A 13,371-nucleotide genomic window follows, 5' to 3' on the forward strand; every position below is an offset into this window, starting at 1 on the left:
GTCTGATGGTAGAAACGTGGTTTGTTCGGTAATTCGCCGATCGGATAAGATAAGTAGGATAACTGTTGCTTGAGCAAGCTCAATAGGCATCCCAACTAGAGAAGGACCCACGAGGAAAGTTCATGGCAAAAGATAGTCAAACGAAAAAAAAACAGGTCGTCATCATCGGCGGCGGGTTTGGCGGCTTGGCCGCAGCGAAAAAACTGCGTCACGCAAACGTCGATGTCAAACTGCTGGATAAAAGAAACTACCATCTCTTCCAGCCACTTCTGTACCAGGTAGCGACCGGTGAACTATCGCCTGCCAATATCGCTTCTCCGTTGCGGGGAATCCTTCGGAAACAAAAGAACACACAAGTCCTCATGGGGGAAGTCTGCGATGTGGACCTAAGGGCCAACACACTGAAACTGACTGAAGGGCAAGTAATTCCCTTTGATTATCTGATTGTAGCGACCGGTGCGACCCACAGTTACTTCGGCCGAGATGAATGGCAGCCTTATGCCCCAGGACTAAAAACAATCGAAGATGCCACAGAAATACGTAAACACATCCTGTTTGCGTTCGAAGAAGCCGAGAAAGAAAATGACCCGGTGAAACGCGACCAATGGATGACGTTTGTGATCGTGGGCGGTGGTCCGACTGGCGTGGAGCTCGCTGGGGCGTTGTCGGAAATTGCCAATCATACGCTGCGCTACGATTTTCGATGCATGAACCCAACTGATACAAAAATCCTATTGGTCGAAGCTTCCGAGAATCCGCTGGACATGTACCCTGAGGAATTAACGAAGAAGGTGAGGCAAAACCTGACCGACTTAAAGGTCACTTTTGTCAATAATTCGAAAGTCACAGATGTTTGCGCGGACCGAGTGCTGATTACCGCCAAGGATGGAACTGTTCGCGAAGTGTTGACCAAGACGGTGATTTGGGCTGCTGGAGTCTCCGCCACACCGCTTGCTAGAAAGCTGGGGGAGGCGTCAGGCGCGAGTGTGGATCGTGCGGGGCGGGTGAGTGTGCAGCCTGATTTGACGCTGCCCAATCATCCGCATGTGATGGTGATAGGGGACATGAGTCATTTCCCAACCGAGGAAGGCCGACCATTGCCCGGACTTGCTCCCGTTGCGATGCAGCAAGGCCAATTCGCCGCTCGGCGAATCGAAGATCTGATCCGAGGGCGAACCTCCGCAACGAAATTTGAATATAAGGACCGTGGATCGATGGCCGTTATCGGGCGGTATCATGCCATCGCACTAGTAAAAGGATTCAAGTTCAGCGGCCTGTTTGCATGGTTCCTATGGATCTTCATTCACATACTCATGATCACGCAGTTCCGCAATCGTCTGCTTGTCGCGATGCAGTGGGGCTGGAACTTTTTTAGTCGCGATCGCTCGGCACGATTGATCACGGGGGAAGCTCCGGAGTGACTCGAAGGCCCTGGCGTTGGCTTATGCTTGGCTGGAGATCACTGCGTAAAGATTTAGGTCTTCGCGGCCGCCCAGTAGTGCAAACAATTGTCGAATCTTTTCATGAGCGCCGCTTAACTGCGTAGCGTAGTCATTGGGACTGACCGACGGCATGACGTAGTAATGCGGTTCGGATGTCGTAAACGATAACTGCTCTTGCGGAGATGCTGGCAGAGGCCAGCGGTCGGATTGATCTGACAGATTCACATAGAGGCTTTGGCGTAAAATCGAATCATCAAACAACTTGGCGTTCGAGTTGAATACGTGATCAAAGACAATTTCAACGGTTGAATCATCGGCCAGCAGCAGCGTTGAATGGAGTTGTTCGCCCAGCGCTTTGATTTCGGTAACGCCATAACCCACTAGCACGTTGGCAGCTACTTTTGGCTTGCTGGCCGCTTGGGAGATGTCTTTGAGAAACGAGTTGGCGGCGGATTGTTGATGGGGGCGTACTAGCCAAATGAGTGTTGTCGGGCTATCCCAATTCAGTTGGTAATACTCCTGGAAGAATCGCTGGCTGTCCTCGTGGAAGTCAACGAGCAAAGTTTTCTTCTCCAAAAAACGACGTTGTTCAAATCGGTCATCGAGTGGGAATTCGTTTAGCAAATTTGCTTCGCAGACCGATTGTCCAATAGCCTGAGTGCCTCCTGGTCCAAGCCCTTTCTTGCAGCCCGCATAGCCTCGGCAGTCAATGATGACGTCGGCACGCGAGGTGTAGCGTCCGCGATTTCTCGAGTCCACCGCAACATAAAATTCATCGTTGCATCGTTCCTGGATGTCAGTTAGTTCGTCGAAGTGGAAATTAAGCCGCCCGACGGTTGTAACGGGAGTATTGAATTGTACGTGGTCGTGCAATAGGTCCGTCTTGGCCAGGGGCGTTAAATAGCGAGATTCAAACTCAGCTCCAGTCCAGACAGCGTTGCCATCGGGTTTAACGATGGATTCATCTTGAGCGGCCAAAGCAGCCCAACCCAGCGGGGTCGTTAGCTGATCCACGCTGGCCTTTAGAGTGCGCTGGTGCCAACGTTTCATGCGGCGCGCCGGACGGCCGTTATCAAAGAGCAGTACATCATAGCCCAAAAAACGAGCGTATAACGCCGCTTCGATACCGATTGGCCCGGCCCCTATAATCGCGATGGTGGCGGGCGATTCGACTTCTGCATCCCAGTTCATATCGATTGTTGTTCCGTAACGGTGTATGTTGAAGAACGCATAGCTGTACCGCGGAGGATAGCACCGCGACTTACATGGAACGGAGCTATGTCCAAAGGTGGATTGGTTTTATTGATAATCGCTTCCACAATCTGTGCGGTGGCTGGGGCTAAATGTAGCCCGCTGCGAAAGTGCCCTGAGGCAATGACAATTCGATCTTGATCGGGAAGTTGTCCAATGTAAGGCAAGCCATCAAAGGAGCCAGGACGCAAGCCTGCCCAAGCGTTAACAAAACTGCGTTCATTGCAAATCGGCATGGTGGCAGCAACCCACTCCTTTAGTTCCGCTACTTTTTCCGGAGTGGTGGTCGCATCAAAGCCCACTTCTTCTTCGCAAGAGCCAGCCAGTACGTGACCGTCGAGACGCGGTACAAAATAGCGATGGCCGTCATTGATGATACAAGTAAACGGTGGCTTAGCGAACTTGTACAGCAACATCTGGCCACGGACTGGCAAGATGCCAGTTTGGATGTTCAGATGCGCGAGCAGTGTTTGAGCCCACGCCCCGTTCGTGATGCAGACAAATTGCGACTGCCAAGCACCATCGAGCGTTTGGATATTGACTTGTTTGTTTGAATCCTGAGTCACACGAGTGATGTTGCAATGCTCCACCAGTTGAACACCACGTTGGCGGCAAGCGGCCACGAGTCCTTGGACAAGTCGTGGATTGCGAACGGTGCATTCGTCTAGAGTGAACCATACGTTCATCTGTGCGTTGTTGGCACGCAGTTTTTCAACCATCCCAGACAAATCAGGGTGGAGCGAGCTCAAATGTCCAAGTTCCCACCGCATATGCTCAATGCCCAATTCGTCCCAGTGCTGCTGTTGCGCCAGCAATGTGGCGGCTTCGCCAAGCGATCGGGCCAAATAGACCCCGCCGCATCGCCGAAACTCAGGATCAATACCGGTCTCACGTTGGATTCTCTGCGTCCATTGCGGGTAAAGTTGGTGCGATATGGACCTGAGTTGGTCGATTGGCTCAGAAGCTGCTACATGGTTTGCTGCGGCGGCAGGCAATATTCCAGCACCAGCCCAGCTTGACCCACCGCCAAAAAGTCCTTGATCGATCACGCGGACTTGTCGACCACTGCAAGCAAGCTGCCAAGCGACCGCAAGGCCAATCACACCGCCACCCACCACGGTGACTTCGCACGGAGTTTCAACGGAATAGGACATGGTTGGCGGAATGGCGCGGTGCAATACGTGGAATTTACGTGTATGCTAGAATTTCGGAACAAGCAGGATAGACTAATGAAACTTGACAGACGACGATAGCATGTTCAAGTCGGTTGCGAAGAGGTTTATTCCGCGAATCGCAAAAAACCGCAAGTGAAGGATCCCCTTTTTGGAGGCTACGGAATTGGTTGCCGCGTTTCTTTTGACGCGGTAGCAATTTGGTATAGTGTAGAACCATGGCCAAAGTTACCAGCGCACAATTTGTTGAACTCGCACATAAAAGTCAGTTGGCGGCTGAAGATGCGATCAACAAATGCGTTAATGAGCTGAAGGCGGTCAACCAAGGGGAATTGCCCGCTGATCCCGTGGAAGTGGCCAAGGCGTTCGAGAAAGCGAACTTGCTGACACGATGGCATTGCGAAAAGATGCTTCAAGGCAAATACCGAGGCTTCTTCTTAGGCAAACATAAGTTGCTAGGGCATCTTGGCTCGGGCGGTATGAGTACGGTCTATCTCGCGGAGCACATGGGGATGCATCACAAGCGAGCCGTCAAGGTTCTCCCAAAAAGCAAGCTGGGAAATAATTCATATCTGCTACGATTTCAGCAAGAGGCGAAAGCGATCGCTTCGTTGAACCACCCCAACATTGTTCGAGCCTACGATATCGATAATGAAAATGACACGCACTACATCGTAATGGAGTATGTGGAGGGGGCCGATATTCAGAACGTTGTCAAAAAAAATGGCCCATTGAGTTATGATCTGGCGGCAGATTACACGATGCAAGCGGCCGCTGGGCTGCAGCATGCTCATGAAATGGGGCTGATCCATCGCGACGTGAAGCCAGCGAACTTGTTGGTCAATCGCGAGGGGAAGGTTAAAGTCCTGGATTTGGGCTTGGCTCTGTTTGCTGATGAAGAGCAATCTTCGCTAACCATGGAGCATAACGATAAAGTGTTGGGCACCGCGGATTATTTGGCACCAGAGCAAGCCATCAATAGTCACAATATTGACTATCGCGCCGACATTTATTCGCTGGGCTGCAGCATGTATTACATGTTAACGGGACGCCCCCCCTTCCCCGAAGGAAGTATCGCGCAGCGGATTGCAAAGCACCAGAAAGTAATGCCCGACGATATTCGAAAGTTCCGTCCCGATTGTCCGGGTGAACTGGACGGAATCTGTGTCAAGATGATGCAGAAGGATGCTCGGTACCGCTATGCCGATTGCAATCAAGTAGTCGAAGTCTTGCAAAAATGGCTGACCAACTATCGCCAAAACGTGATGCCGGCGAAGGCAAGTTTGGGGGCTAGTGCAGGTGGTGGGACAGCCGTCCTCACGAAGATGGGTGACAGTTCAAACAGCATCTCGGGCACCTCGCTTTCCAGTGGCCGTAATCTGGCCTCCAGCAGCAGTGGCATTAATCCCCTGACGACATTATCGGCCAGCGACTCCGGCGTGCTGCGAAAGATAGCGGAATCTAGCGGCTCGTTCATCAGCAGCCAGATTGACTTGGAGAAAGACACCAATGCTCCGCTCGGTCACCGTCGGAAGGGCGGCTCGTCTAAGGACATCGCCAAAGAGCAGCAGAAGTCTGTTGAACGAATCAGCCAAATTGCTCAGGCCAATGCCAAACGCACACAAGCGGTACAGCAAAAATCTGCCTCCATCTCGCCGGGCCACTCTAATCCCTTGACCAAGCCCATTGGAGCTGGGGCGGCTGCCAACCAGCGGCCCTTCCCTACTTTACTGGTCACGCTCGCGGCGGTCGGAATGTTGATCGCCGCGGTGGTGCTTGGTTTCTTTATTGCCAAGTGGGTCGGTTAGCTCCAAAAGTTTTGGAGTATAATTGAGCAGAATCTTCGGTCCAAATTTGACCACAAGATCGTTCTACCTTTGGGAAAAGTGACGCTTATCAACGCCGGGCAAGTCGGGAAATCATGGTTAAATTGATGATGCAACCAAACTGGGCTGTCAAGTTTGCAATGATTCTTTTGACGTCGGCCGCAAGCAGCGCAGTTTGTCTCGCTCAAGCCAATACCGCATTGCAGCAGCAGTTTGCGGCATATCAGCAAAGTTTGGCGAAAGCCGGGGAAGCATTTCAAAAAAAGGCTTTTGATGATGCCGGCAAGGAGTTGGCCGGTGCCCAGGCGGTCATGAAGCAACTGTTGCTGGCCACGAAATCGACCTCTCAACGAAATGGCTTGAAGCCCCATTACGAACGCCTGTTGCAGGCGGCCTCAATGGTCAAAGGTAGTGGCGGTCAGGTACAGGATTTTCCTACCTGGGCTGATTTCGTAAAACAGTCTCTCGCGGAAAAGGAAAAGACCGATGACCAGCCGCTGACACCGGCAACGTCGACCGCTGGCGTTAGTTTCACCAAGGATATCGCGCCGATTTTGGTGCAACGCTGTGGGAACTGCCATATTCGTCGTACTTCAGGCCAGCTTTCGATGGCAACTTTTGAAGCGATCCAAAGGGGGGCTCGCGGCGTGCCGTTGATTACGCCAGGAAATGCGTCGGCTTCGCGAATCATGGAGGTCATTGAAGATGGAAGTATGCCTCCTCAAGGGAATCAAAAGATGACCCCGCAAGAGTTAGCGGCGCTTCGCAAATGGTTGGACGACGGAGCGGCCTTTGATGGCACCAGTTTGACGGCAAACATCAGCAATTTAAACGCTGCAGCCGCTCCCGAACGAGAAATGATGGCAGATGATTTTAAAGCGCCGGAGAAATTAACGGTCAGTTTCGCCCGCGATATTGCTCCTGTGCTCGCGGAGAACTGCAGAGGTTGTCATGTTGAAGCACAGATGGTCCGCGGGAACTTTAATATGAACACCTTCGCTCAGATGCGAAACGGTGGTGCTAGCGGAGTGGTGTTTCAGCGAGGTAAGCCCCAGGAGAGCCTTATTGTCCAGAAGCTGAGAGGTACCGCTGGGCAGCGCATGCCTGTGAATCGGCCCGCTCTATCTGAGGAGGTAATTTCTAAGTTCGAAACTTGGATCGCAGAAGGAGCAAGCTTTGACGGTCCAAGTGCTGACATGGCGATGGCTCGTGTCGCAGAACTGGGTTGGGTCGCCAGTGCAACGCCGGACGAACTGCGAGCCAAGCGATTGGAGACCGCACTAGCAAATTGGAAACGAGTTTACGGGGCGAGGGAGGCGTTTTCCTCTAGTGGCGATCATTTTGTGGTGCTGTCTGATACCAGCACTCAAACGGCTGAAAGAATCCAATCAATCGCTGCCGCGTTGCACGACAATTTGGCAGGAGCACTGGGCGTCAAGAACAAGGTCCTTTTCCCCAGTGGAGCGACGATCTTTGTTTTTGAAAAACGATACGACTACAGTGAGTTTGGAAAGATGGCTGAAAACCGTTCCTTACCTGCTAACTGGACTGCGCATTGGCGTAACGAAGGTGTCAATGCCTATGTCGCACTGACCATTGGAAGTTCAGACGATTCGGCGATCCAGCGAGACTTGAAAATCAACCTCGCATCATTATGGGCCAGCTCTTTTGAGGGCATGCCGCGATGGTTTGCGGACGGGATGGGGGCGTATGCTCATGCCGCACGAGCCGCCCGCAATGACGCTTTGGTGAGCAAGCTGGAGCAGAACGCACAACGTACCATTCCCACGATGAAGACCGTTCAGCCGTTGCTCCAAAACAGCATCAATGAAGAGGACGCAGCCGCGATTGGTCTTTTGACTGTACGAGCTTTGAATCAAGGTGCGAATCGCAAACGTTATGATGCCTTCCTCAAGTCGATGCAGAACTCCCGCAGTTTCACTGACGCCTTCTCGGCCACTTACGGCCCACTAGATATTGCCATTGCGGGCTTTTTGGGCTTGCCGCCAAAGTAGGTTGACCAATTCGGTTCAACAAGCCAAACTTAGTGGCTCCATAAGCATCACCAAGCATCGCTCCTGTCGATAGAGACCTTCATGTCCGCTGTCTCAGTCCCTCGTAGTCCAACTCGCGAAGAACCAACCGCAACGCCAGTGGCAGTCATCGACATCGGTGCCACCAGCATTCGCATGGCGATCGCTGAGATTTCCGCTGGCGGTCGTGTGCGTTTGTTGGAGAGCCTAAATCAAGCGGTTGCGATTGGAAAAGACACATTTACCACCCAGCGGATCCGACGCAGCTCGATTGAGGAATGTGTGCGCGTGCTGCGAAGCTATCGGCGCGCCATGCAGCAGTATGGCATCAATCGTCCTGAGTACATGCGCGTCGTCGCAACTTCGGCGGTTCGCGAAGCGATCAATCGGTTGGCTTTCATCGATCGAATTTATATTGCGACGGGGTTAGTGGTTGAAACCCTGGATGAGGCCGAAGTGAACCGCATAACCTACATGGGCATCCAACCGCTTCTGCAAACCGATCCCTCGCTGGCCAATACCAAAAATGTCGTTGTGGAAATCGGAAGTGGTAGCACGGAGATCCTGGTTGTCCGGCATGGAAACGTATTGTTTTCTAATTCCTATCGACTTGGATCGTTGCGGATGATCGAACAGTTGGATCGATTGAAGACGCCGGGCGCCAAGTATCGATCGATTATGGAAACGCAGATTCGCCGCTTTGTGGAACTGATGCATGATCAAGTGCACGGTGACTCGAAAGTTGAGATTGTCGCGATGGGCGGCGATATCCGGTTTGCGCTGAAGAATCTAAAGAGGGAAGAAGATGTCCACGCTATGGCAACATTGTCAGTGGCCGCTTTGTCCCGATTGGCCAATGAAGTGTTGGATAAGACCGGCGAAGAGGCCGTTCAACAGTATGACATCAGCTTTCCCGACGCGGAAACGGTAGGCCCTGCCCTGCTGTGCTATGTTCGACTAGCAGAACGATTTGGATGCACCCAAGTGCACGCGGCACCGACGAACTTACGCGATGGACTGTTATCGGATTTCGCCAATCTTGAAAAGTGGACGGCTGAGTTCCGGAATCAAATCATTCGTTCAGCGATCAATTTGGGACGCAAATTTGGGTTCGATGAAAAGCATGCCAAGCACGTCGCAATGTTGGCTCGCAAGATTTTTGCGGAACTGCAAGAAGAGCACCAACTGGATCAACGGATGGAACTGGTACTCTATCTGTCCGCTTTGCTGTATAGCATCGGGCAGTTTATCAATGTGCGTTCCAATCACAAGCATGCGATGTATCTGATTCGCAATAGTGAACTGTTTGGACTTTCACGAAAAGACGTGTTGTTAGTGGCTTTGGTTGCACGTTACCATCGTCGGTCCAGTCCGCAGTCGGACCACGAAGGCTATGCAACTTTGGAGCGATCGGAGCGCGTTGCGGTTTCCAAGCTGGCTGCTATCTTGCGGATTGCTATTGCGCTGGATGAAACGCGGTCGCAACGCATTGTGAACTTTCGCTGTCGACGTGAAAGTGATCGGTGGATTTTGACCACGACCGACGTCGAGGATCTGTCGCTGGAACAGTTGATGGTGCGTCAAACCGGTAACCTATTTGAAGAGGTTTTTGGTATGAGCATCATGCTGCGTGCCATCCGCCGAAATACCAGCGGGCAGTAAGATTCAGCGGGCAGTAATACAGCGTTTGGTTCTGCGCAAACAGTGCACTAGACCGCCAACTCCCAGGGCTTGCGATACTCATAATGCAGCAGACGATTGGCCTCTTCGTCATTGACGAACTGCTCGTTGGCTGCGTCCCATTCCAGTCGGCGACCTAAGGCTAGTGAGATGTTGGCAATGAGCGTAAAGGACGTGGAGCGATGGCCGACTTCAACATCCGCGTTAGGTCGCTTGCGGGATTTCACGCAATCCAGAAAGTTTCTGGCGTGGAACACGGTCAATTCGTGGTTGTTGCCACCCTTACGTCCGGTTTCGGGTTTGCTCATCGGCCGAGCGGTTTGGAATTGCCCAGGCTTTTCTGCGATGATTTCGTAGTCTTGTTCGCCAATGTACGCAACGCCGGTGGTGCCTCGCAGTTCAACGTCCCCACGTGGGAGCATGGGGATGCCACTGGCTTCGTACTGGCCGAAAATAGCCAATGCTCCGGATGCAAATTGAAAGGTCACTTCGAGAGTGTCAGGAATGGTTCGGTCATCATCCACGGCAAACCTTCCGCCCATGGCGCAAACGCTTTTGGGTGCCTCTTCACCCATGGCCCAGCGGATTGCGTCCAGGTAGTGAACGCCCCAATTGCCCATCTGTGAGGAGTAGTCTTGCCACCAGCGAAACTTATAAGGAGCAATGTTGTCTTGGTAAGGTCGCTCAGCACGCGGTCCGAGCCAGGTGTTCCAATCGAGTTCAGCGGGAGGTTCGGTGGGCTGCAATCTGCCAATGCCGATTGGAGCCATGTTGCTGACGCGGTAAGCGCGAGCGACACTCACTTTGCCAATCAAGCCTTCGCGGATGCGCGGGGCCATTTCCAAGTACAGAGGACTGCTGCGACGGTGGGTGCCGACTTGAACGACACGGTCATACTTGCGAGCCGCATCGACCATCGCTCGGCCTTCCCGGATCGTCATCGAAAGCGGTTTTTCCACGTAGACATCTTTGCCAGCGGCGCATGCGTGAGTGGATTGGATTGCATGCCAGTGGTCGGGAGTGGCGATGACTAAAGCATCGATATCCTTGCGGTCTAGCAGCGTACGGAAGTCACTGCACAGTTCTACTTTGCCGTCCACCTTGGCGGCGGCTTTTGAAAGTGAGCGAGTGTCGATATCGCAGAAGGCGACGATATCCGCGTCCGCGAGTTCCTTGAATGCATCAATCAGTTGACCGCCGCGGTTAGCGGTCCCAATAAATCCCAGTCGAACTCGTTCGCTAGCATTGGCTCGAGCTTTGTGTGTAGCAAGTGAAAGCAGTGAAGCGCCGGCCAGGGCGGTGGTTTGGAAGGTACGTCGATTAGGGGCGGGACTTGTCATAATGGATGTGCTCCTTGTTGGCGGCAGAAATGCTGGGTGGGGCTAACAGTATAACAGGAAAAATCGCGGGCGGTCGGCCTGGAACGACTGCGTGTTTGCTGGCATTTCAGGTTTGCGAAGCGTTAAAATGGGGAAAGGATGTTCATTCTGGGCTGGACATCGCCATGCGATCTGCCGTACTTTCATTCCGGTCGTTGGGGTTCATCGAAATGAACTCGGATTGGAAGCTGGTCACTTGAAAAGGACGCCCGCGGATGTCGTTCGCCCCCATGAGAATCGCTCTGATGTCCTCCCAGAAAGATTGGGGAGGTGGAGAGCAATACCTCTGGTCTTTAGGTCAGGGATTGATCGAGCGCGGACATGAGATTCTGTGGGTTGCTCCGCCGCAAAGCAAATTGAGTGAACGAATTCAGCAGCATCATTACAATCAGCTCAACTTGGTCGGACGCAAGCCGTCGCCAGTTGCTCTGTACGGGCTAAGACGAGAGCTGCAACAACAGAAGATACAGGTTCTGCACGCCAATGATTCGCATGCGGTTCTATGGGGGGCGTTGTCGGCGATCGCACGAACCAACATTAAGCGGGTCGGGATGAAGCATACGGTGTTTCCGATTCGCTCTAGCGTAAAGTACAACTGGTTTCTGGACAAAATGGTCTGCGTATCTCGCGCTGTAAAAGAGTTATGTCTGGAGTCCGAGATTGCCCCCAAGCGTTTGGAGGTGATTTACGGAGGTATCAATCCACCGGTCTATGATCGATTGCAAGAGCGGTCCAATGTCTGCAAGAAGCTTGGGATCGATCCCGGCGTACCGCTTTATTCTGCGGTTGGTAGTTTGATTTCCTGCAAGGGCTTTGACACCTTGATTGAGGCGGCTCGTCATTTAAGACTTCGGATACCGGAGTTCTGTATGGTCGTTTGTGGTGAGGGGCCGATGCGCGGAGAACTGGAGCATCAGATACGTCAGCACGGTTTGGAGCGTCATGTTCGCTTGATTGGTTTTCAGGATGATCCAACCTCTTGGATCGCAGCGTCCGACGTATTTGTGCATCCAACCAGATCGGAAGGGCTCTCGCTTGTCACCATCGCAGCCCAGATGGTATCGACTCCGATCGTAGCGACAGAAGTAGGCGGATTGCGAGAAGTGATGCGTTGTAGTGAGACTTCTCGTCCATTGGGTTGGATACTTGGAACGGACAACCCTTTGGACTTGGTGGAATTGTTGGAGCAGTCCTTGTCCCAGGTAGCGAAACGTCGATCGTACGTTCGTGAGGCTTATCGCTCAGCTACCACCCGATTTCATTTAAGCCGCATGATCGACCGATTTGAACTTCTGTATGCAGATCTCTTAGGTCTTAAAATCAAGCAGCGTGGTCAACCCCACCGATTCGCTGCGTAGCGTTTGGTCGGTCAAAGTTCGCTGCATCAATCAGGAATGAATTTAATGCAAGCTGGGGCTGGAACGGTGATGTGCTTGCCCGTGTTGGTAAGGTCGCCGGAGGTTGTGTCTAGTTTCAAGATGTAGATCGAATCGCTTTGCTGGTTTTCGGCAAGGATAAACTTGCCGGTGGGATCAATCCGAAAGTTGCGGGGCGTACGACCACCCGTTTTGCAATGACCGATTAAGCGCAGGTGGCCATCTTCTGGATTCACCGCGAAGGTTGCGATCGAATCGTGTCCACGGTTTGATCCAAAAACAAATTTGCCATTGGGGTGAACTAGGATTTCAGCGGTCGAATTTCCATCTTCAAAATCTGATGGGAGCGTAGGAGCGATTTGCTCGATCTTTGAACTGCCAGAGTTTTCATCCCAGCGCACGACAGTGATCGTGGATAGAAGTTCATTGATGACATAATAAACGTTTTGCGTGGGATGGAATGCAAGGTGGCGGGGGCCTGAACCGCCTGGCAGCCTCAAATTGCGTTCTGGATTGGCGATGAGCTTCTTATTGACTCGGTCAATTTCGTATACGACGACTTGGTCGATTCCCAAATCGGCGAACAACGCGTACTTGTCAGATGGATCGACGACGGCGCAGTGGGCATGCGGTTCCTTTTGACGTGAGGCGTTGACACTGCTGCCCTCATGTTGGATGGCATGAGAGCATGGAGCCAAGGAACCATCGTAGTTGATGGGGAACATGCAAATCGATCCGTCGCCATAGTTAGCAACGAATGCGAAAGTGCCTTGTGAGTCGGTTCCGACATAACAGGGGCCTTGGCCTTGAGTGTCTTGTCGATTGATTTCTTCCAGGCTGGATAATGGCTGGTTGGCACGTAGAGCAATCAGAACCGGTGCGGCTTTAGCGCCGTCATTTCTGGCCGCTTCACTGACGCAGTACCAAACTGGCAACGAAGGGTGTTTGCAGAAAAATGAAGGACGATCTAACTCGATCAGCAGTTTGGGATCCGCAAGAGCAGGCTTTGTGACATCGAGTTCCGAGAGGTATAAGCCTTTGCCATAACCGCCGATCAGAAACGGGAAGACGGTCGTCTCCGATGATTGTTGTGTGTTGGATGTTGGTTGGGCCGAGGTTGTTTGCTGTGCTGGGGCCGATGACATTAGGGGAGCACCTCCAAGAATGATCAAGCAAAATAAGGCGAGTGGACTTAGTGATCTTTGTGGCGTT

Annotated in this window: 9 protein-coding genes; 5 read left to right on the forward strand and 4 right to left on the reverse strand. The window is 52.5% G+C overall.

Annotated elements, in window-relative coordinates:
• Positions 1 to 122: 122 nt before the first annotated feature.
• Positions 123 to 1,421 (forward strand): NAD(P)/FAD-dependent oxidoreductase, encoded by a 1,299-nt coding sequence (locus SH302x_RS03680; protein ID WP_479367396.1) that lies wholly within the window; start codon positions 123 to 125, stop codon positions 1,419 to 1,421.
• Positions 1,422 to 1,442: 21 nt separating this feature from the next.
• On the opposite strand, the gene SH302x_RS03685 is transcribed toward SH302x_RS03680, so the two are convergent.
• Together SH302x_RS03685 and thiO are read right to left on the reverse strand one after the other, a co-directional pair.
• Positions 1,443 to 2,633 carry an NAD(P)/FAD-dependent oxidoreductase gene (locus SH302x_RS03685; protein ID WP_479367397.1) on the reverse strand — a complete coding sequence of 397 codons (1,191 nt, stop codon included), beginning with the start codon at positions 2,631 to 2,633 and terminating at the stop codon, positions 1,443 to 1,445.
• Positions 2,630 to 3,847 carry a glycine oxidase ThiO gene (gene thiO, locus SH302x_RS03690; RefSeq protein ID WP_479367398.1) on the reverse strand — a complete coding sequence of 406 codons (1,218 nt, stop codon included), beginning with the start codon at positions 3,845 to 3,847 and terminating at the stop codon, positions 2,630 to 2,632. The genes SH302x_RS03685 and thiO overlap by 4 nt, the downstream gene beginning before the upstream one ends.
• A gap of 236 nt (positions 3,848 to 4,083) precedes the next feature.
• On the opposite strand from thiO, the gene SH302x_RS03695 reads away from it, so the two are divergent.
• The 3 genes from SH302x_RS03695 to SH302x_RS03705 all read left to right on the forward strand — a co-directional run bounded on the left by SH302x_RS03695 (position 4,084) and on the right by SH302x_RS03705 (position 9,386).
• On the forward strand, positions 4,084 to 5,673 hold the full coding sequence (locus SH302x_RS03695) for a serine/threonine protein kinase (protein WP_479367399.1): 1,590 nt from the start codon (positions 4,084 to 4,086) through the stop codon (positions 5,671 to 5,673).
• 125 nt (positions 5,674 to 5,798) lie between these two features.
• Positions 5,799 to 7,706 (forward strand): c-type cytochrome domain-containing protein, encoded by a 1,908-nt coding sequence (locus SH302x_RS03700; RefSeq protein WP_479367400.1) that lies wholly within the window; start codon positions 5,799 to 5,801, stop codon positions 7,704 to 7,706.
• Between the two features lie 81 nt (positions 7,707 to 7,787).
• Positions 7,788 to 9,386, forward strand: a complete 1,599-nt coding sequence (locus tag SH302x_RS03705) for a Ppx/GppA phosphatase family protein (protein ID WP_479367401.1) — start codon at positions 7,788 to 7,790, stop codon at positions 9,384 to 9,386.
• Positions 9,387 to 9,433: 47 nt separating this feature from the next.
• Here SH302x_RS03705 and SH302x_RS03710 read toward each other — a convergent pair whose 3' ends face one another.
• Entirely contained in the window at positions 9,434 to 10,744 is a 1,311-nt protein-coding gene (locus SH302x_RS03710; protein WP_479367402.1) for a Gfo/Idh/MocA family protein, read from the reverse strand.
• 284 nt (positions 10,745 to 11,028) lie between these two features.
• On the opposite strand from SH302x_RS03710, the gene SH302x_RS03715 reads away from it, so the two are divergent.
• Complete coding sequence (locus SH302x_RS03715; RefSeq protein WP_479367403.1) at positions 11,029 to 12,141, forward strand: glycosyltransferase family 4 protein; 1,113 nt, start codon at positions 11,029 to 11,031, stop codon at positions 12,139 to 12,141.
• 26 nt (positions 12,142 to 12,167) lie between these two features.
• Here SH302x_RS03715 and SH302x_RS03720 read toward each other — a convergent pair whose 3' ends face one another.
• The gene (locus tag SH302x_RS03720; RefSeq protein ID WP_479367404.1) at positions 12,168 to 13,304 is read right to left on the reverse strand and encodes a lactonase family protein; all 1,137 of its coding nucleotides are present in this window, start codon (positions 13,302 to 13,304) and stop codon (positions 12,168 to 12,170) included.
• Positions 13,305 to 13,371: the final 67 nt, after the last annotated feature.

The sequence above is a fragment of the Njordella calcicola genome (assembly GCF_056494125.1).